21 protein-coding genes are annotated in these 19652 nt (G+C 35.6%); 19 read left to right on the top strand and 2 right to left on the bottom strand.

Annotated elements, in window-relative coordinates; genetic code table 11:
* The 7 genes from RSTT_RS04705 to RSTT_RS04680 all read left to right on the top strand — a co-directional run bounded on the left by RSTT_RS04705 (position 1) and on the right by RSTT_RS04680 (position 6953).
* Positions 1–798 carry a cell division protein FtsQ/DivIB gene (locus tag RSTT_RS04705; RefSeq protein ID WP_096525842.1) on the top strand — a complete coding sequence of 266 codons (798 nt, stop codon included), beginning with the start codon at positions 1–3 and terminating at the stop codon, positions 796–798.
* 177 nt (positions 799–975) lie between these two features.
* On the top strand, positions 976–2220 hold the full coding sequence (gene ftsA / locus RSTT_RS04700) for a cell division protein FtsA (RefSeq protein WP_096525841.1): 1245 nt from the start codon (positions 976–978) through the stop codon (positions 2218–2220).
* Position 2221: 1 nt separating this feature from the next.
* Entirely contained in the window at positions 2222–3322 is a 1101-nt protein-coding gene (ftsZ, locus tag RSTT_RS04695) for a cell division protein FtsZ (protein ID WP_096525840.1), read from the top strand.
* Between the two features lie 424 nt (positions 3323–3746).
* On the top strand, positions 3747–4595 hold the full coding sequence (gene nadC, locus RSTT_RS04690) for a carboxylating nicotinate-nucleotide diphosphorylase (protein WP_096525839.1): 849 nt from the start codon (positions 3747–3749) through the stop codon (positions 4593–4595).
* Positions 4592–5542, top strand: coding sequence for a biotin--[acetyl-CoA-carboxylase] ligase (locus tag RSTT_RS04685; RefSeq protein WP_015423638.1), 951 nt, complete (start codon positions 4592–4594; stop codon positions 5540–5542). Before nadC ends, RSTT_RS04685 begins: the two co-directional genes overlap by 4 nt.
* A 130-nt stretch (positions 5543–5672) precedes the next feature.
* Entirely contained in the window at positions 5673–5843 is a 171-nt protein-coding gene (locus tag RSTT_RS06260) for a hypothetical protein (protein ID WP_172412875.1), read from the top strand.
* A gap of 813 nt (positions 5844–6656) precedes the next feature.
* A complete protein-coding gene (locus RSTT_RS04680) occupies positions 6657–6953 on the top strand; it encodes a YbaB/EbfC family nucleoid-associated protein (RefSeq protein WP_015423637.1) in 297 nt (98 codons plus the stop codon).
* A gap of 1618 nt (positions 6954–8571) precedes the next feature.
* Here the strand turns inward: RSTT_RS04680 and RSTT_RS04675 are convergent.
* Together RSTT_RS04675 and RSTT_RS04670 are read right to left on the bottom strand one after the other, a co-directional pair.
* The gene (locus RSTT_RS04675) at positions 8572–8778 is read right to left on the bottom strand and encodes a hypothetical protein (RefSeq protein WP_096525838.1); all 207 of its coding nucleotides are present in this window, start codon (positions 8776–8778) and stop codon (positions 8572–8574) included.
* A 224-nt stretch (positions 8779–9002) separates the two neighbouring features.
* Positions 9003–9698 (bottom strand): N-glycosylase/DNA lyase, encoded by a 696-nt coding sequence (locus tag RSTT_RS04670; protein WP_015423636.1) that lies wholly within the window; start codon positions 9696–9698, stop codon positions 9003–9005.
* A gap of 333 nt (positions 9699–10031) precedes the next feature.
* Here RSTT_RS04670 and RSTT_RS04665 point away from each other — a divergent pair, with 333 nt between their 5' ends.
* From RSTT_RS04665 to RSTT_RS07000, 12 genes are all read left to right on the top strand, one after another.
* Positions 10032–10442 carry a hypothetical protein gene (locus tag RSTT_RS04665; RefSeq protein WP_231941940.1) on the top strand — a complete coding sequence of 137 codons (411 nt, stop codon included), beginning with the start codon at positions 10032–10034 and terminating at the stop codon, positions 10440–10442.
* Positions 10443–10463: 21 nt separating this feature from the next.
* Entirely contained in the window at positions 10464–11768 is a 1305-nt protein-coding gene (gene eno, locus RSTT_RS04660; RefSeq protein WP_015423634.1) for a phosphopyruvate hydratase, read from the top strand.
* A 296-nt stretch (positions 11769–12064) separates the two neighbouring features.
* A complete protein-coding gene (locus RSTT_RS04655) occupies positions 12065–12343 on the top strand; it encodes an FtsB family cell division protein (RefSeq protein ID WP_095558895.1) in 279 nt (92 codons plus the stop codon).
* 47 nt (positions 12344–12390) lie between these two features.
* Positions 12391–13266, top strand: a complete 876-nt coding sequence (locus RSTT_RS04650; protein WP_096525836.1) for a PHP domain-containing protein — start codon at positions 12391–12393, stop codon at positions 13264–13266.
* Between the two features lie 96 nt (positions 13267–13362).
* The gene (locus RSTT_RS04645; protein ID WP_197701993.1) at positions 13363–14775 is read left to right on the top strand and encodes a DNA methyltransferase; all 1413 of its coding nucleotides are present in this window, start codon (positions 13363–13365) and stop codon (positions 14773–14775) included.
* Positions 14762–15232, top strand: a complete 471-nt coding sequence (locus tag RSTT_RS06580) for a hypothetical protein (protein ID WP_197701992.1) — start codon at positions 14762–14764, stop codon at positions 15230–15232. Before RSTT_RS04645 ends, RSTT_RS06580 begins: the two co-directional genes overlap by 14 nt.
* Before the next feature lie 229 nt (positions 15233–15461).
* On the top strand, positions 15462–16910 hold the full coding sequence (locus RSTT_RS04640) for a DUF2779 domain-containing protein (RefSeq protein WP_096525835.1): 1449 nt from the start codon (positions 15462–15464) through the stop codon (positions 16908–16910).
* Positions 16911–17474: 564 nt separating this feature from the next.
* Positions 17475–17693: a hypothetical protein gene (locus RSTT_RS04635; protein WP_096525834.1), complete on the top strand. Its 219-nt coding sequence runs from the start codon at positions 17475–17477 to the stop codon at positions 17691–17693.
* 31 nt (positions 17694–17724) lie between these two features.
* Positions 17725–18789 (top strand): recombinase RecA, encoded by a 1065-nt coding sequence (recA, locus tag RSTT_RS04630; RefSeq protein WP_015423629.1) that lies wholly within the window; start codon positions 17725–17727, stop codon positions 18787–18789.
* Between the two features lie 12 nt (positions 18790–18801).
* The gene (locus RSTT_RS06840; RefSeq protein ID WP_269457758.1) at positions 18802–18933 is read left to right on the top strand and encodes a hypothetical protein; all 132 of its coding nucleotides are present in this window, start codon (positions 18802–18804) and stop codon (positions 18931–18933) included.
* A 140-nt stretch (positions 18934–19073) separates the two neighbouring features.
* Entirely contained in the window at positions 19074–19430 is a 357-nt protein-coding gene (locus tag RSTT_RS04625) for a glycosyltransferase family 9 protein (protein WP_231941976.1), read from the top strand.
* Between the two features lie 6 nt (positions 19431–19436).
* The gene (locus tag RSTT_RS07000) at positions 19437–19601 is read left to right on the top strand and encodes a sugar phosphate nucleotidyltransferase (RefSeq protein WP_096525832.1); all 165 of its coding nucleotides are present in this window, start codon (positions 19437–19439) and stop codon (positions 19599–19601) included.
* Positions 19602–19652 lie beyond the last annotated feature (51 nt).

Genomic DNA, 19652 nt, shown 5'->3' with positions numbered 1-19652 from the left:
ATGATGGCAAAAAAGAAACGCTATGTTTACAGATGTGTCTCTGGAGTTAGCAATTATTCAAATTCGCGAAATAAAGGCAGGAAAAGCATTAAGTTGCTTTTATATATTGTATTGTTTGTTTTTTTGGTTTATTTTGGCGGCAGAAAATTAGTGAATCTTGCTTATGAATCCGACAAGATAATTGTCAAAAGCATAGAAGTTGTCGGGACAAAAAATGTCACAAAAACCGAAATAAAAGAATTACTCCCTTTTGAGACAGGCGACAATATTTTAAAAATCAATCTGTCAAAAACTGAAAACGAAATAAAAAGATTGAAACCAGAATTGAAAAGCATTATGATCAACAGGTCTTGGCAGAAGGTGAAAATCAAACTCTGTGAGAGAACTCCGGAAGCATTTGTAATGCAAGGCGATACAGTGTTCGGCATAGATTTTGACGATAATCCTTTTCCTTTGCGCGGTTTTATGAACGCGGAAAAAGTGCCTAAACTTTTTTATAGATCTGACGTCGAGAGAAAAAAGCTTTTGAGTTTTATTAAAAGTTTTAAACCTATGTGCGGTGATTTCCTAAGTGATGTTTCCGAGATGAAATTCAGTGGTGCCGGTGATATAATTTTTGTTACGCACGGCAATACAGTAGTTTTCTGGGGTGATGGAGAACCGAATGTTTTATCGCATAAATTCAATAGATTTCAAAAAATTTATTCCGATGCGATGTCAAAATACAAACAGATTGAATATATAGATATGACTCTTTACAGTTTTGGAAGAGCGACGGTGAAACCTGTTAGAGAATGAGTTGTGTTTTACCGAAGGTCACTATTTTTGAGTGAAATCAAATATTGCAGTGTTGCTTGTGTGACAGAATAGGCTGTCGGCGATATACGCTTTTGATATTTGCGGTGCGGCGGATCAATATGGTCTGGAACATAAAATAAAAAAGTGGGATTAGCACTTTCTTTAAGGATTTAAACAATGGCAAAACAAGCGCTTATAGCAGGTCTTGATATTGGCAGCAGTCAGGTATGTTGCGTTGCTGGAATACGCGATGAAGATGCAAGAGTTGTCAAAGTTTTGTGTGCGATATGTGTTCCATGCGACGGCATTAAAGCTGGTGCGGTTATCAATATACAGGAAGCGGCATTGTCTATAGGTAAAGCTTTTGAAGAAACTGAAAAAACTGCAGACAGCCAGATAGAAAATGTGATTGTTGCCATGCGCGGCAATTTTATAAAGTCAAAAACCTCAAAAGGCGTTGCAAATATAAACTATTCAAATAAAGAAATTACTCAGGAAACAGTTGAAAACGCTCTGGAGAGTGCAAGAAAACAAATAAAAATAAATTCCGATCAGGAAATACTTCAAACAGTTCCCCGCGAATACATATTGAATCAGCAAAGGGGCATACAGAATCCTATTGGCATGGAGGGGACATATGTTGAAGTTGACGTACACGCTTTTATAGCTTCAAGCAGCAATATAGGAAATATAACGAAAGCTATGAATTCCGTAGGAATAAAATATGACGATAGAATTTACGGATATCTGGCTGCAAGCGATGTTTTGGTTACAAGAGAAGAAAAAGAGTTAAGCTGTCTTGTGATTGATTTCGGCGGGCTTACAACGGGACTTGTCCACTATGTTGACGGTATAATCAAACATACTGATGAAATTTCGGACGGATCGGATTACATTACAAGAGATATTGGACATAAGCTGAGAGCGGCTTACTCTGTTTCAAAAGGAATTAAAGAAATGTATGGTGCAGCTTTTATCTGCAGTGATTTTAAAAATGAAGAATTTGAGTATAACGGAGCGGATGGCAGAAGTGCAAGAAAATGTGACAGACTCGATCTCGTAAGCAGTATAATTACGCCGAGAATCGACAGAATTCTATATGAAATAAAGGAAGTTGTGGAAAAAAATAATTATGGGAACGAATTTTTGTCTGGCGGAATAATTCTTACAGGCGGCGGCAGCAGTCTTTACGGTCTTGCCGAAGCGTTTGAAAAAACGTTTAACTGTTCCGTGAGAAATGGAATACCTAATTCCGATAAGGTTAAGGGTCCGGATGAAATACTGCTGAATCCGTCTTATACGGCGGGTATAGGGGCGATAGCTTATAATTTTTTAAGTTCAAAAGGTTATGTGCATAATAAGAAGTCGACTGGAAACGGCATAGTATCAAAAATATCGAGATGGTTTGAGGAAGCTTTTTAAAATGAATATGAAAATAGAGTTGCCTAAAAAAGAAGCAAACGCGGGGCAGCATGCGGTGATAAAGATTCTGGGTGTTGGAGGTGGCGGATGCAATGCCATTAATAGAATGATTGCTGCAAATGTCGGCAATGTCGAATTTGTAGCTATTAATACTGATGCGCAGGTTTTGCTTAAATCTTCAGCTCCGGATGTACTTCAGATCGGCGAGAAAATAACAAAAGGTCTTGGCGTCGGAGGAAACCCGGAAGTTGGCAGAAAGGCGGCAAAAGAAAGCGAGGAAGAGATCAGAGGGAGACTTGTGGGTGCGGATATGGTTTTTGTTACGGCGGGAATGGGCGGAGGAACAGGAACTGGAGTTGCCCCGATAGTTGCAAAACTTGCAAAAGAAGAAGGGATACTTACTATAGGCGTCGTTACAAAACCTTTTGAGCATGAGGGCAATGTGAGAATGTCGCAGGCTGAAGAAGGAATTAAAAACCTTAAAGAATATACAGACGCTTTAATCGTTATTCCAAATGAAAAAGTTTTTAATGTTATAAACGAAAGAATTGCTCTCGATGCTTTTTATCAGATTATTGACGATGTTCTAAGACAGAGTATTCAGGCGATTACTGACGTCATAACCGTTACCGGTGAAATCAATAGGGATTTTGCTGATGTAAAAAGTATTTTGAGTAATTCAGGCACTGCTTTGATAGGCATAGGTGAAAGTACGAGCTCCAACGTTAAAGAGGCTGTAAGAAAAGCGGTGACAAGTCCTCTTCTTGACAATTATGATATTTCAAAAGCTGAGAAGGCACTTGTTAATGTAACGACAAATTCTACTGCCAGCGCTTTGACGATGCAGGAAATATTTAAAGATATTAAAAGCTATGGTATTAACGGGCATGTTTTTTTCGGGCATACCATAGACAACAGACTTGACGATAAGGTTAAAATTACTATTATTGCTACAGGTTTTGAAACTACCGAGTTTGAATCTGCAATAGAAAATAGAGAGTCACAGTGTGACTTTTTTTCGCAGCATGGTTTGCCTCAAGTTGAAGAAACAGATCCGTCAAAACCGGCATATACATATTGGAAACCCAAATTCTTGAAGTAAGGCTTTTACCTTTAACATTTTGTAGAAATAGCTGAAGATTTTTTTACGTCTTGCACCTGCTCTGACTATGGACTGTGATGTTTGTTATTCTGCTACTAATCTAAACTCATAACAGCGGGTAGCAGGTAGGAAAAATAGGCGTGGGCAAGTCGCTTGGAACGAACTTTGGCGAGTTCAAGAGTGCCATAGAAACTGACAGCAGTCAATGGGAAAGGGCAAAGAGGAAATGAAATATGATATCGGTGCTATTGGTGCCGGGTTATGGTAAAGAGAAAGTAGTAACGGGAATATCAAAATAGAAATGTCGTCAGTTTTTTATTGTTATTACAAAGGAGTAAACTAGGCGCAAACAGCGGTAAACACGGGTATTGTTTTAATTGGCTTAGATTGTAAGATATAATAACGCATAAGCTAGAGAAGGAACATGGTAAATAATACAGACAGTCTTATTGATCTTGCACTGAAAGAAGATGGTGTTTTTGACGATATTACCACTAAAGAATTTATTCCGAAAGATAAACGGGCTAAAGCGGTGTTAATTGCAAATAGTCCCGGAATTCTTTGCGGTGTCGATATTTTTATAAAAGTATTTAAAGCTATAGATAAAAAATGTAAAGTGTCGCTGAAAATGAAAGATTGTTCGCAAATTAAGAGTGGCGATAAAATTTTGGAAATTACAGGGCACACTTATACAATTTTGTCCGGCGAAAGAACAGCTCTTAATTTTTTGCAGTATATGTCTGGAATTGCCACTTTGACAAATAGATTTGTAACATCTATAAATAATGGAAGGACAAAGATATACGATACTAGAAAGACTATTCCCGGATACAGGGAACTTGCAAAATATGCGGTAAGGTGCGGCGGTGGAGCTAATCACAGGATGGGACTTTATGATATGGTGCTTATAAAAGACAACCATTTGAAACTTATGAAAGATTTAACTGCTGGGATAAGCGAGTTCAGGAAAAAACATAAGAATATTCCTGTTGAAGTTGAATGTGAAAATCTAAAACAAGTTGAACAGGCTTTGGATTCAAAAGCCGACATTATAATGCTTGACAATACGACTTTTGAAAATACAAAAAAAATGATTAGCCTTATAAGGAAAAATTCTACAAAAGAATATAATCCTGAAATAGAAATTTCCGGAGGAGTAAGCCTGAAAACCGCCAAGAAATTTGCAAGACTTGATGCTGATAGAATTTCTATAGGAATGATTACGCACTCTTCTTCCGCTTTAGACGTTACTCTTGAAATCACAATAAAATGAGTATTATTGAAATTCTCTCAACGGAAAAATATACTTCTGGAAATGAAATAGGCAGATTCCTCGGGATATCAAGAGCTGCTGTTCACAAACAAATCAACAGATTAAGACAAATCGGATATACTATAAAATCTTCTTCTAAAGGTTATATTATTGTAAAGCAGTGTAACCTTTTTAACGAATATGAAATAAAAGCAAATTTAAAAAAACCGCTTAATATATGTAAAACGATAAAATACTACAAAGAAACTGCATCGACGCAAACTGTCGTTAAGAAACTTGCTGAAAAGGATTTTGGCGAAGGAATTGTCGTCATTGCGGAAAAACAGACTAAAGGCTATGGTCGCATTAAAAGGATGTGGAGTTCAAATGCGGGCGGTCTATGGGTTTCGATGCTTTTAAAGCCCGTGATACGCCCTGATGAATCTTCAAAACTGGCGCTGCTGTTTAGCATTGTCTTAAATAGGATTCTTGAAAAAAAATACGGAATCCGTTCTGAAATAAAATGGCCTAATGATATTCTTATATGCGGAAAAAAGGTTGCAGGAATAATAATAGAAATGTCGGCGGAGCAGGACATAATAAACTGGGTTGCTGCCGGCATAGGCGTAAACATTAATAACAGTCTGCCTGAAGATTTAAAAAATATTTCAATTTCTATAAAAGAGGTTTTAAAAAGAGAAATAAACAGGGCGGAATTTATTGTTGCGCTTTTAGCGGAATTTGAAAGTTTATATTTTAATTTTCAAAAAGACGGATTTAAGCAGTTTTTAGAAGAATATAACAGTAAAGCCGCATATAAAAATGCACTTGTGACTGTTGACGGTGGGTATAACGATGCAATAACTGGTAAAAGCTTCGGTATAGATGAAAGCGGAAGACTTATCATAGAGACAAAAAATAAGTTTGAAAAGATAGTATCTGGAACTCTAAGAAGAGCAGAAAAATGAAATCAAAGTATAAAGTCTGTTTTTATTTATGCATGAAATAATATGTTTCAACCGGCGGGGAAAAATTAAAAAAAATTTTTCTTCTTGAAAATAATAATTTTAACGCACTATATATTAAATTTTTTTTTCTGTGTTGCGCCAAAAGCTGGCAGACGGCTGTGAAGCAGAGTATGCCTGCAGAAAGAGGGTAGAAAATGAGAATAGTAATTTTATTTTTTTATCAGTGTCAAGAATAATACTCAAAGGTGATTTGTTAAGTGCGTTGAAGTCTACCCCCCCCCCCCCCCCAAAAAAAAAATGAAAAAGTTAATATATATTTAATGTTTGTTTTAGTTTTGACAGGTTGCGGAAATCTTAACAAGCTAGTACAAGACCTGCTCTAGCTTGTCAAGCTTAATTAGACTGTTAGTCTCTCTAGCTCTAAGTCCGCCAAGAGCTGCTATATCGCAAGGGGTGGGGTCGACCGAGAACTATACTATTAAAGCAGGCACAGAGGGTATAATAAGTATTACCCGTATGCAAAATATGGTTTTTGATAATTTAAAAAGGGAATAAAAAATGAAATATTTTTTGTACTCAAAATACCCAAAGCGAATAGTGTATACTTAGACAGTCTCGCAACGGCAGGTAAAGAGACTAAGGCAAAAATCTGATGAAGAGTCTCGGCTTTTGACTTACGCAAAAAGAAAACGGTTAAAACGCAGTTTTTTTACCTTTGGCATAATTTTCCCCTACAGCTTCGATGGATTGTGGTTGTGCTTTCGTCAGAAATAGTGTGAGTGTTAGAAAATATAAAACATTTATTCAGGCTGCATTAGCGCAAAATTTGTAAATTTATATACTGGAGTTATTGCGGTTTTTTATTCTTCTTGTTTTAAATATAATGGTTTATATGGTGATTTTGAAAGTTGTGAAGGCGGATAGTGATCTATCAAAATAAAAAAGCGTCAATATATATATTTTTGATATCTGCCGATATTTATTTGTGCGGAATTTTTTTATACAAACGATTGTTTTAGTCCGGATATTGTGTGCAGTGTTTGGCGGCGTATTTGTGAATTTTAATTTGTTTAATAGTGTGAAAGATATAAAAAATTGAAAGGAGGAATTTAGAATGGAATTGTTTAAAATGGCGAAAGAAGCGATAAATATGAGAAGTAAAATGAAAGATATAGATAACAGATTAAGAGATCTGGTTATGGATTTGGAATACAAAGGTATAAAAATAAAGGTAAACGCTAAAAACGAATTTTTAAGCTTGAATATTCCGGAATACCTGCTTAAAGAAAAGAAAGAAAAGGTAGAAAAACTTATATTGTCGGCTTTTGCAGAAGCGTGTAAAAAAGCGCAGAATGTTATGACTGAAGAAGTCAAAAAACTTACCGGCGGAATGAAAATACCAGGATTATAATAATTGACTGAAAGAGATTTTTTATAGTTTATGTACTCTTGGACTGCTCGCTGCAGTAATAAATATCAAAATTGTTCTGCCCATCTTGATATGTTCGCATTTAAAGAGGTTAACTAAACTGCTTACTTGTGACTATCTTTGGTTGTATAATCCGTCGCCTGCTGATTTTTCAGATGTCCTAAGGTTTTGATAAATTTGGAAAAACCTGTTTTAACTGCTGTCCCTACTTGCATTTTTCTCGATAGAGGACAGTCCGGAATGCTCCGCGACACCTAATTCTGAAATATTCGCACTTATACATTCCTTCTATTCCTTTTCAAATTTTTACTAAAAGTTTATGTACTATTGGGCGTGCATGTTGCGTATTCTAATCAAGGTGTGTCGTCTATATTGTTTGTAGTGTACTGGAGTGTTCAAATGAATAGCATAGGAATGATGTTGGTGACAGCGCCGACACAATGGAGAGATAAAGGTTTTAAAAGAGTATATCGGCAGTAGCAGAAGTAAGTGCAGAATATATTAAAGAGTGTATAGCCAGTGGAATGGACACAAAATTCAGTATGTAATCAGATAATGAACGGCAACTTTTCAAGCTATGAGTTTGACAAAGTGCTTGATAAAGCCAGAATAGGAGAGTAAAACGGGAAATTTTGGAAAAGAATTTAAAATGATTGCGGATAAGATATATTATGAAAGAACTTTTTTCTAAAGAAAATTTGTCCATAGCTTTTGTTGTGTATGCCAGAATGGCAAAAATATATGATAAGCTTTTAAAGTTTGACTTTTGACTCTAAATCAGATAATGGCTTTGATAAGAGTTGGTGCAAAGAGCAAAAAGATATTTTTTCACAAGCATCTGGTTCTCTTCAGGAAGTTCACGATTTTATGAACAAGGAAGGAGGAGATTAAAGACTAAAACTAACAGCAGAAGAGATGATGAAATAAGAAAACTGACTGAAATTGGGTGTTATAAAATAACGGATTTTATTAAAGAGATTTGTTATAACTGTGAGCATGAAAGACCAATTGTGCGATAAATAGCAGATAAGGGGGCATGAGGTGCGGTAAAATGAATTTAGGATAAGGATACTGTAAACGCCGTTTAAAGAAGATAAGTAACGGATAAAGAGTAAAATATTAGAGTTTTTTCCTCTACGTAGATAGGAGGCAAGTCCTTGAACGAGAAAAAGAAGAAAGAGTGTATACGTGGTCGTCAGCGTTGGCTCTATTGAACGGAGAAAATTAGCCTCAGCCCTAAGCACCAAATAAACCTCAGGCTAAAAGCAAAATATTTATCTGGTTAAGCAAATCAATGTTCATGTGTTCTCCTATCGGGATTTAATTAAATCTACAAGATAGTCGGCTAAGTTAAAGATAAAATATCCGTCGACTAAAAGCAGCGTTATATCGTCAGCACGTCTTTAAATTTTTGCATATTGTGTTAACTCCTCAAATATTTATTTAGGGATTCAATTACAAGATAACCAATCCCCGAAATTACTCCTGTCCCAACTATATATATCAACAACCATTTCCCACCTTGACATTTCCTCGTCTTCTCTTAATATTATCATTTGACATTCTTCCTTTAATGTTTTTTTTGACGGTTGTTTAGTGTTTATTCTTTTGCGTCCTCTTTCTCATTTGCCGGACTTAGAGACTTTGACTGATTCTTGTTTCGTTTTAATTCGAATGTAGGTTCGTCAGGAATTCTTGACATATCTTCTTGAAAATCAAAGGAAGGGATTGCTTTTGAATTCGGACTGCTTTCGGCGCTTGCTAGGTATGAGCCATCATCTAGTCTTGTAATCAAGATAGTTTGCATACTCTTTCACTCATTTCTGCGTCTTGCTTCCCGTCGTTCTTCAAACTCTGTTTCACGTACATACTTCTCAGGATTTGCGTTGTATTGATCGACGTATGGATAGGGCTGTCAATTCCAGCAACCGCATTGCCGCGAAATATTTCCTCTTTTACTTTCTGGATACAACTTCACAAACATCATTGATGTTATCCTGATGTCAATACTTTTTTCGCTATATCGCAGTTCTATTTAAAAATTCCTCCTGTATTTTTACACCAAAACAACATATCCAAATGAGACATCGGAATTCCTATATTTTTTGCAAAATCCTGCATTTGTTTTTCTGTTTCCAGATATGTTTTTACATTAAGCTTTTTAGGCAATTCTTTTATTGCGCCGTAAACTTTAAGATTTTTTAATATATGTCTGTCTAATATGGCGAGATCTTTTCCTATGCCTATGTTTCTTAAGAAATGTCCCGCTTCTTTATAGCCTATGCCTTTAGTACTGTCTATAAGCCATTTCCTCAATTCGTATATATTTTTAAAGGACTTAAGTTTTTCTTTTATCTTTATTTTATTGTCAATCGTAAATAATTTTCTTGCTTCAATTAGATATTTTGCTTTGTTGTTTCTGAATCGAACTTTGTTGATTACTTTCGCTATGCATTCGCCTTTTGAATTAAATATCATATTTTTATCGGCAAGATCATTTACTGCAGACCAGCATAACACTGCCTTGCTTTGCGGAGTAAAAAGACAAAATACAAGTTCCGCGAAAATTTCTTCTTCTGCTGCATTTTTCCATACGTTGCTAAAATGTTTTTCTCTGTATGAAATAAGCGGAAAAACTTTTTTCCAAAAATCTTTTAATCCTGCCGCCGTGCTGGAATTGTCAGTTGGTGTTTTTAAAAAGCTAATCGGTATCAGACTGTTTTTCATAAATAATAAAATTAATAGAATGATTTTTTACATTTTTAATTTTATAACATTGTAAAATTATAATAAAGTAACGCCGTGATTATGATGGTTTATCAATTTGACTGCGCAATAAAAGAAAAAAATATGAAAATGATCTCAGAATTTTTTATTTTCTGAAGCCATCGTCGATTATGTTCTGAATTTTAATATGCTATGACGTTTTGTAAGCGGATATTTGTTGATGCTCCCTTCTCATAGGATACGTAAAATACTTTCTGCTTCCGTATTTATCAATTTATGTTATGCGGCGGCAAATTTACTTATTAAATATGATTTGTTATAATCTTTAGACTTATGAAAATGCGGTTTATTTTTATCTTAATAATGTTCTGTTTGCTTCTGATGTCCTACACGGTTTTAGATTATCCAAAACGCGCATTGGGTTTTTCCATTGAAAAGTTTAAAAATGAAAAAACCGGGAGATTTTATGAAGTTTTTGTGATGTTAAAGCAGCAGGATTGTTTTGATAAGAGCCTCAACATAATAAAAGATCTTGAGGCGGAAGTTGTGCATAAAAGTTTTAAAAACGGATATATAATAGCTTTAAATTTTTCAAACAGTTTTGATTGTTGTTTGAATTCAACAGAAGCAGGTATTTTCATAACGGAAACGAAAACCGGCGGCGTAAAAGTTGAGGTTATTTCTAATAACAGCCTGCTGGCAAAGAAACTTTCTGTTGAGTTTTTTGAAAAGCTTAGAGCTTAATAAGGAGGATGGGTATTAAGTATGGCAAAGATCGTAAAAATTGCAGGGAGAGAAATTATTGATTCACGCGGAAATCCTACGGTTGAAGTCGACGTTAGACTTGGTGATGGTACGTTGGGAAGAGCAGCTGTTCCGTCCGGTGCCTCAACGGGTTCAAGGGAAGCTTTGGAACTCAGAGATGGCGACAAAAAAAGGTTCGGCGGTAAAGGCGTGTTAAAAGCAGTTTCAAATGTCAACGATATAATTGCCCCTAAACTCACGGGTCTTGAAATAACAAAGCAGCAGGATATTGACGATATAATGATAAAACTTGACGGCACGGATTTTAAAAGCAGTCTTGGCGCGAATGCAGTTTTAGGAGTATCGCTTGCTTGTGCTAAAGCCGGTTCAAATTCAAATAAACTTCCCGTATATGAGTATGTGAGGGAGATTTACAATGTTAAAAGCGACAAATATGTTTTACCCGTGCCGCTTATGAATATTATTAACGGCGGAGAACATGCCGACAATAACGTCGACTTGCAGGAATTTATGATTGCTCCCGTGAGTGCTCCTACTTTCCGCGAAGCTTTAAGGATGGGTTGTGAAGTTTTTCACGGTTTGAAAAAAGTTTTAAATGAAAAAGGTTATGCGACCGGAGTTGGCGATGAAGGAGGTTTTGCTCCAAATTTAAAATCTAATGCGCAGGCTCTGGAAGTAATATGCGAAGCCGTTAAAGTGGCTGGCTATGAAGTCGGCAGAGACATTGTTTTTGCTTTGGATGTTGCGGCGAGTGAACTCTATGAAAACAATAAATATACTCTTGAAGGCGAAGTAAAAGAGAAAGTAAAAACGTCAAAAGATATGATTGCTTTTTATGGAGATCTTTTGAAAGAATATCCCATAATATCCATAGAAGACGGACTGAGCGAATCTGATTGGGACGGCTGGAAGATTTTGACAGAAAAACTGAAATCAAGACTTCAGCTTGTCGGCGATGATCTTTTTGTTACAAACACAAAAATATTTAAAGACGGCATTGATAAAGGCATTGCAAATTCAATTCTTATAAAAGTTAATCAGATAGGTTCTCTTTCCGAAACGGTTGCTGCCGTTCAGATGGCATATAAAGCGGGCTATACGGCGGTTATGTCGCACCGTTCGGGTGAAACTGAAGATAGTATTATTGCGGATTTAGCCGTTGCTCTCAATACTGGACAGATTAAAACGGGATCTGCATCAAGAACTGACAGAATGTGTAAATATAATCAGCTTTTAAGAATTGAAGAAGAGCTGGGATCTAAATCAGCCTATTTAGGCAAGTCTGCATTTTCAAGCATAAAGTGACTGTTTGTTTATTCTCTCCTATTTCCTGACAGGGAAGGATGGACAGTCGATCAAGTATCTTATTAAAATTTAGGATTAAGATAGCGGAGTCTGACCGTATAAAAGCAGGGATTGTACAGTAAAGGATATTCCTCACAAACATTTGAAATTTTGATACTTTGTCGATATGCGGTGAAAGGCTATGTTATTTTAAGTAAGCTCCGCTTTTCATGGATCCTGAAAAGAGATTGAATGTTTTAAGTAATTTTGTTCTTTTATGATGGCAAAGTGAAACGGATTTTCGCTTAAAGATTGCAATGGACAAGAAAAAATTAAAAAAACGATTTAAAATTCGTTATATCATTTTCTTAGCAGTTTTTTTAGTTTTAGCTTTCAACGAAGGCAATAGAACTCTTTTGAGGCGTTTTTTTGAGCAAAACAAATTAAAAAAAGACATAGAAAATGCGCGCGATGAGAACGATTTGCTGAAAGACAGAATATGTTATCTTGAAAATGAGCCGTCTTATCTTGAAAGAATGGTGCGCAGCGAGTTAAAAGTTATTGCAGCCGAGGAAATAGAGTATAGGTTTTCATAAAAGAACGAAAAAAACAATCTTTCTGCTTTAGTATCGGAGACTCTTTAATGGATAATGTTGGTGCCGCTAATTTATATGTTGATATGCATATTCATACTAATTATTCTGACGGTGTATTTGCTCCTAAAGAAGTGGTTGAGTATGCCTCTAAAATGAAGCTTGCCGCAATAAGCATAACAGATCATGACTGTGTGGACGGTATTGATGAAGCTCTGGAAATTGCATCAAAAACTGGTCTTGAAATTGTTCCCGGAATTGAATTGTCATCTGAAGTTATATTGGATTCGCAGAAGAGCGAGATGCATATTTTAGGATATTATATAGATTATAAATCAGAAAAATTAAAAAAAACTTTGACTGTTTTTAGGAAAGCAAGGTATGAAAGAGCTGTTGAAATCTTTGAAAAGCTTAAAAAGAGCGGCGCTGAATTGAAAGATGACAGTTTTTTTAAAAAGATTGAAGATAAGGTTATAGGAAGACTGCATTTTGCCAAAGCGCTGGTTGAAGAAAAGCTTGTTGGAAGCGTTAATGAAGCATTTCAAAGATATTTGTCTAAGGGAAAACTGGCTTATGTGCCTACTAAATGTTCTATATCGGCGCATAATGCAATAAAACTTATTTTAAATGCCGGCGGAATTCCTGTTATGGCACATCCTTATTATATTCACTATAATGATGAAAATATGTTTAAATCGTTTATAAAAGACGGACTTATGGGTATTGAAGCTTGGCATATAAAACATTCGGGAAATACTGTGAAAAAATTTTTGAGTCTTGCCGAAAAGTTTAATCTTATTGCAACGGGTGGGTCAGATTGCCACGGTCCGCACAAAAAAGAACATCATATTATTGGCAAAATGAGAGTGCCTTATTCCGTTGTGGAAAATCTTAAGAGAATAAAAGAAAAGATGGTTGGGAGTTAGCATACAAATAGCTGGAATATCTTTTTTTATTTGTTGTTTCCAAATATTTTGATTTAAAGTACAGAAATGTTTTGCGACTGTTTTTAGTGCGTATATGTGACGAAACAGATAAAAAGAGACTTAAAGTTTAAAATGAAAGAAACTGTATTTTCTGATCTCAATTTCAACAAAATAGCTTCTGATCGTGATTTTAAGGAAGATAGTGTTAGAGAAGTTATAATTTCGCCTATACTGAAAAAACTTGGATATGCGCAGGAAAACATTGTCCGCAGTAGAACTTTGCAGCATCCTTTTTTAAAAGTTGGGAGTAAAAAGAGAGCTGTAAACCTTATACCTGATTATGTTTTAAAAGTAGGGAATAATTGCGCATGGGTTTTAGATGCAAAAGCGCCGGATCAAAAAGTTATAAATAGCGATAATGTAGAGCAAGTTTACAGTTATGCTGCGCACCGTGAAATAAGCAGCACATATTTTGCGCTTTGCAACGGCTTAGAGTTTTCAGTTTTTAGGACTTCTTTCTCAACAGACGGCAAGCCTGTTTTATATTTTAAACTTGAAAATATAGATGAAAATTGGGAAAAACTGATAACTTTGCTGTCTCCTGCAAGTTTTCAAACAGGCAAAAGGTTTTATTATGAACCGAGAGAAACGACTGGATTATATGAAAATCAGTTTGATTATGTCAACAGACTTCTGCTTGAAGAAATACCAGTAAAAAAACGAGCCGCAAAAAGACATTTCGGCGTTCACGGATACTTTACAAAACAGAGCTGGAATATAGTAGCCGAATATATTAAAAACTATAGCAAGCCCGGCGATTTAGTGCTTGATCCTTTTGGCGGAAGCGGAGTTACTGCCGTTGAAGCCTTGATGAACGGGAGAAAAGCTATAAATATAGATTTGAATCCTATGGCGATTTTTTTAGTGAAGTCATTGCTTATGACTACGATTGTTAGACAATCTGATTTAGCGCAGGCATTTGAAGAAGTGAAGGACGAGTATGTTAAAAAAGAACCAAAAACAAAAGAAGAAATTGAAAAAGCGTTGAAGAAATATCCGGGACCAAAAAAACTTGCGCTACCCAAGGGTTCAGACGTCGATACTGTTGACAAGCTATTCAGCGACATACAAATGGTGCGGCTTGCGTTATTAAAATCAATAATAAAAAAGCAGAAAAATGAAAATATTAAAAGTTCATTATTATTGATGTTTTCAGGACTGGTCACAAGAGTTAATTTAACTTATCATGCTTCAAGCTATGTAAAAACAGAAAATGGCGGCAATGTTGCTGCATTTCAGTATTATCGATATAGGATAGCTCCAGTTCCTAAAGATGTGAATTTCATTAAAACTTTTGAACTTCGCTATAAAAAGGTAAGCGAGGCAAAAAAAGAAATGGAATATTTTATAAATGATAAAACAATTTCAAACGTACAGATTTTAAAAGGTACGGCGGCAGATTTATCTTTTTGGGATAATGAAAGCGAATTTAGGTATGGATATAGCTGATATAGTTACGCAGACGATAGAGGGGATAATTGCAAAAAACAATGGCGCAACTTTAGAACAGATAAACGACGAGTTAATTATTAAGGGACTGGAGCTTGGTTTTCTTGATTTGTTAAAGAAGGAATATTCAGATCTTACGACTTTGCTTCGTGAAAGTTTTGACTACGACGAACAAACAAAAATTTTTACAATAAAAGAGAATGCAAAATTTCAGACGCATATTGACGTTAAATTGCGTATTAGATATTACCTAATTAGCTATCTGCGCAGAATGGAAAGAGAAAAAAGAAATCCGACTTTTGACGAAACAGTGTTACATATATTGCCGCTTTTGAAAAACGGTGTAACGACTGAAAATCAAACTATATTGAACGTGCTTGAAGATATAGGTCAGCGCGTTGGCAAAGAGGACTGGAAGATAAAAGAGGAAGGCCAGTTGTCGCTGGGGGATTTCTGATCACAAAAGTTTTTGGAGAGGGCAAATATTATCTGAAATTGGGCGAATAGTTTGATAAAAGTCAAAGTTAAGAACTGGCATAAAAGTTCTAAGATATGTTGCTCAGTGGTTTAACTTTCAGGGGAATGAAAAAAATAAGCTGTGAAGTGAGTGAAAAAACTGTTTTGCATTTATATTTTATGTGCAGAACAGATAGTATTTGAAAATGTGCAAGTTGTCAATTTAAGTCATGAGATATATAAATAAAACTGCTTTTATCAACTATTTGAGCTGTCCTACTTTGGGTTGGATGACAAGAAGAAATATGCTTCCAAAACTTACCTGTTCTAGAAATGAACTTCTGAGGCTTGAGGGGAGAAAGATACGTAATATTTCATGGCAACTTTTTTCGAACGCGGTAGAAGTCGGAAGACTTGGAATCTACGATGCGGTATTATATACTAAAGAGTTGCTTTTGGATCCCGGCGTTAAAACAATTTGTGGAGCTTCTTTTGTTGCAGGCGGTTATTTTACAAAAGTTGATATACTGCAAAAACTTGATGACAATTCATGGCATTTATTTGAGGTTAAGTCAGGCAACAAATATAAAGTTAAATACGCTCGCGACATATCTTTTAAAGCAATGGTTTTGGCTAAATCAGGACTCGATGTAAGTAAAGCTACTATTCTTTGTTTATCAAATGACTATCGTCTCGGAATGGATATATCACAGCTTTTTAAAAGATTGGATTGTACTGAAAAAGTTAAGTCGAAAGTTCAGAAATTTTTAATTCTTTCAGATGAGGTTCTTGAAAATATTGAATCTGAAAATATGCCGGAACCTTATTTGAAAAGAAATTGTAAGAACTGTCTGGTGTTTGACGGCTGCATAAGTAAAGATATAAAAAACCATATATTTGACCTGCCGAGACTTTCAGTTCTTGCGATAGAGAAATTAATAACTGCGGGTGTGGATATGATTGATAAAATTCCAGCTGATTTTGAACTTTCGCGAATGCAGCAGATAGTTAAAAACTGCGTTTTAACAAATACAAATTATGTATCGGAAAATTTAAAAACAGAGATGAATAATATAAAGCAGCCTTTTTATTATCTCGACTTTGAGTCGGTGATGACTATAATGCCGTTATATCGGGACATTGCTCCGCATATGCAGTTTTTGACGCAGTTCTCAATAGATAGAACCGATGATGCAGGAAATATATTGGATCATTATGAGTATATTGCGGATCAGACAAAAGACTGTCGTCGTGAAGTTGCAGAAAGACTTATTAAATGTTTGGGCGAAGAAGGCAATGTTATAACCTATGCGAATTTTGAACGTATTTGCATATCTAATCTTGCGAGACTTTTTTCTGATTTAGGTGAAAAACTTAATAAAATAACCGAAAGGATTGTCGATTTGGAACTGATCTTAAAAAAAAATTATTATGACATAAATTTTCACGGTCGTTCGTCTATTAAGAAAGTTCTTCCGGTACTAGTTCCTGAAATGAATTATGCAGATTTGGAAATAGGAGACGGCGGAAATGCCGCTGCCTCTTTTGCTTTTATGGCGATGGGACTCTATGATGATAAAAAAATTGAAGAAACAAAAAAAAACTTGCTGAAATATTGCGCCCGAGATACGTTGGCTATGGTAAAAATCCATCAATTCTTAAAGACTGTTGTCTTTTGAATTTAGAAACAAGATGCTGATGAGTATGCTTTTGCCGTTTTAAAAAGGTGAAGCCGCTTTGTTGCAAAGTCTTGAAAACCTGAGGAAATATCGGATATTTCAAACCTAAAAATTATGGTTTTTAAAAGGACGTATAACGCATGAAGCAGTTGTAGGGACGGATATCGCAGAGAGGAAGCATAGGAAATGCGCTCAGTAATGTTAAATCAGACAAATGGAAAGAGAGAAAAAGGAATATGGATATTTGTTATTGATATGGATGACTTTTTGAGATTTATAAACGGCTTAATCTAGTAGCAGACGAAAAGATATATTAATTAGATTTACTAGAAAGATTACTGATTTTAAGAAAACGAAATAAAGACAGAAAAACAAAAGAGGAGAAAGAAGTAAAAATGGACTGGTCCGAAATATTTATAATTGTGATGGTGATAATAAGTTTTGTGTCAATGTTAATAATGTTGGGCTTGGCTTTTTGGAGAGCAATAAGAGGTAAATGGGAAACATCGTTGGCTTGGGCAGTGGTTTTGCGTTAGTTTTGCTTTTCTTAATGAAAGAGATAAAATGAAAAATTGGTTTAAAGAAATATTTAAAAGAAAATTAAAATCAACAAACGGCGGTTTTGACAATAACGGAACGATAAACAGGCTTCATAATTTTGTTGCAGACAGAAACGCTTCAGTTAAAATTTCATCTGCTCCGGTTGGGACTTGGTGGAAAAGGGTTAAGTTCCCCTTTTCCTACCCTGTCGTTAAAATAATGGGAGGATTAGAAGGAGTATAAGCAAGGGAAGGGATAGAACTCGGAGGGAGTTATGGCAAAAGATGAGAAGCTTAAAGCGTTGGATTTAGCTCTTTCGCAGATTGAAAAAGATTTTGGGAAAGAAGCAATTATGAGGCTTGGTGAGAAACATTCTAAGGAAAGGGTTGATTCAATACCGACAGGCGCTCTTCCTCTTGATATAGCTATTGGTATAGGAGGAATACCGCGCGGGAGAATAATTGAAATTTACGGCCCGGAATCGTCGGGGAAAACAACTCTGGCTTTATGTATGGTTGCCGAAGCGCAAAAACTCGGCGGTATTGCGGCATATATCGATGCAGAACATGCAATGGATCCTGAGTATGCGCAAAAACTGGGCGTAGATATAAACAATCTTCTAATATCGCAGCCGGATTCAGGCGAACAAGGTCTTGAAATTGCGGATAAACTTATACGTTCCGGAGCGGTTGATATTATAGTTGTCGATTCCGTAGCGGCTCTTGTTCCTAAAGCCGAAATTGAGGGTGAAATGGGAGATTCTTTCGTAGGTCTTCAGGCAAGACTTATGAGTCAGGCTCTTAGAAAACTTACCTCAAATATTTCCAAATCAAAAACTTCAATAGTATTTATAAATCAGCTGAGACAAAAAATAGGAGTGATGTGGGGAAGTCCCGAAACAACTCCCGGAGGGCTTGCTCTCAAATTTTACTCTTCGGTAAGGCTCGATATAAGAAGAATTGAATCAATTAAAAAAGGCGACGAAATTTTAGGCAACAGAGTAAGGGTTAAAGTTGTGAAAAATAAAGTTGCCGCTCCTTTTAAGCAGGCTGAATTTGAAATAATTTTCGGGCAGGGCATTGATAAGCTCGGATATCTGATAGATATGGGTGTAAATGACGGAATAATTGAAAAGGCGGGAGCATTTTTCAGTTATAATGGCGAAAGACTCGGACAGGGAAGAGATAACGTGAAAACTTATTTATCTGAAAATTCTGCAGTTGCCGGAGAGATAGAAGCTAAAATAAGAGAAAAAATTTTAGGAGAAGATGAGAAAAAAGAATATGTTGAAAAAGTAGAATCTATAAAAGAAAAATCTTTTAAATCTGTCAAAAAATAATGGGAGAAACTAATGATTTTGTTTTGCCCTAAAGCAGATGAAGCAGCATTAAAAGAAGCAGATACGGATCTGACTTTGCTGAGTGTGAAGATAACGTCAAAAAATAAAAAAATCCGCTGTAAGAAAATTTGCAGATGGTTTTGAAGAAATAAAAAAAGAATATTCGTACTGTTTTAGTTTTAAAAACCAATATCTTTTTCAGAAAAAAGCTGTTAAAAACGGTTTAAAGATAAATGATATTATTAAACTGAGCGCCGGGATTAAAGCATCAAAAAAATAATTTGGTGCTAAATTATAAAGAGCGGAATATTTCAAAATTCGGGTTGGATAAAGAAGATAAGTACATAACTTTCCAGCACGGCTGGGGAAATAAGGGTTATATCACCGGCATGAGCGGGCGATATACAAAAATATGGGAAACGAAAAACTGGAAAAGATTGTTGGAAAATATAAGGAGAGAATTAAAAAAATTTAAGATAGTTCAAGTCGGTATAAACAGTGATTATCTGGAAGAGACGGATTTGTATTTAAACGGAAAAACTTCTTTTGACGAGCTTTGCTCAGTTATTAAATACTCGGCGCTTCATATTGATACTGACGGCGGCTGCATGCATGTCGCTGAGACTTTGAATGTTAAATGAAAGCTTTTGTTCTGGGCGGCAGGTGCAGGGAAAAGACTTAGACTGCTGACGATTGATATTCCAAAACCGATGATTCCCATTTTGAGAAAACCTGCTTTATACCATACGTTTTTAAACCTTAAGAAGAACGGGTTTGACAGCGTTTGTGTAAATCTATATCCATCATCCTGACACTATAATGAGTTTTAAAAAAAACAATGATACTAGCGCGTTAAATTGGAT

The sequence above is a fragment of the Candidatus Endomicrobiellum trichonymphae genome, from assembly GCF_002355835.1.
GTDB lineage: Bacteria > Elusimicrobiota > Endomicrobiia > Endomicrobiales > Endomicrobiaceae > Endomicrobiellum > Endomicrobiellum trichonymphae.
Note: the sequence above shows the minus strand (reverse complement) of the source record. Positions and strands in the feature narration are given on the sequence as shown.

Bases quoted from the DNA above. Each gene is read 5' to 3' on its own strand.
- RSTT_RS04655 (WP_095558895.1), top strand. From the start codon at position 12,065: ATGGACAAGAAAAAATTAAAAAAACGATTTAAAATTCGTTATATCATT.
- RSTT_RS04685 (WP_015423638.1), top strand. From the start codon at position 4,592: ATGAGTATTATTGAAATTCTCTCAACGGAAAAATATACTTCTGGAAAT.
- RSTT_RS04670 (WP_015423636.1), bottom strand. From the start codon at position 9,698: ATGAAAAACAGTCTGATACCGATTAGCTTTTTAAAAACACCAACTGAC.
- RSTT_RS06580 (WP_197701992.1), top strand. From the start codon at position 14,762: ATGGATATAGCTGATATAGTTACGCAGACGATAGAGGGGATAATTGCA.
- RSTT_RS04705 (WP_096525842.1), top strand. From the start codon at position 1: ATGATGGCAAAAAAGAAACGCTATGTTTACAGATGTGTCTCTGGAGTT.
- RSTT_RS04635 (WP_096525834.1), top strand. From the start codon at position 17,475: ATGAAAAATTGGTTTAAAGAAATATTTAAAAGAAAATTAAAATCAACA.
- ftsZ (WP_096525840.1), top strand. From the start codon at position 2,222: ATGAATATGAAAATAGAGTTGCCTAAAAAAGAAGCAAACGCGGGGCAG.
- RSTT_RS04675 (WP_096525838.1), bottom strand. From the start codon at position 8,778: ATGCAAACTATCTTGATTACAAGACTAGATGATGGCTCATACCTAGCA.
- recA (WP_015423629.1), top strand. From the start codon at position 17,725: ATGGCAAAAGATGAGAAGCTTAAAGCGTTGGATTTAGCTCTTTCGCAG.
- nadC (WP_096525839.1), top strand. From the start codon at position 3,747: ATGGTAAATAATACAGACAGTCTTATTGATCTTGCACTGAAAGAAGAT.
- RSTT_RS04665 (WP_231941940.1), top strand. From the start codon at position 10,032: ATGAAAATGCGGTTTATTTTTATCTTAATAATGTTCTGTTTGCTTCTG.
- eno (WP_015423634.1), top strand. From the start codon at position 10,464: ATGGCAAAGATCGTAAAAATTGCAGGGAGAGAAATTATTGATTCACGC.
- RSTT_RS04640 (WP_096525835.1), top strand. From the start codon at position 15,462: ATGAGATATATAAATAAAACTGCTTTTATCAACTATTTGAGCTGTCCT.
- RSTT_RS04680 (WP_015423637.1), top strand. From the start codon at position 6,657: ATGGAATTGTTTAAAATGGCGAAAGAAGCGATAAATATGAGAAGTAAA.
- RSTT_RS06840 (WP_269457758.1), top strand. From the start codon at position 18,802: ATGATTTTGTTTTGCCCTAAAGCAGATGAAGCAGCATTAAAAGAAGCA.
- RSTT_RS04650 (WP_096525836.1), top strand. From the start codon at position 12,391: ATGGATAATGTTGGTGCCGCTAATTTATATGTTGATATGCATATTCAT.
- ftsA (WP_096525841.1), top strand. From the start codon at position 976: ATGGCAAAACAAGCGCTTATAGCAGGTCTTGATATTGGCAGCAGTCAG.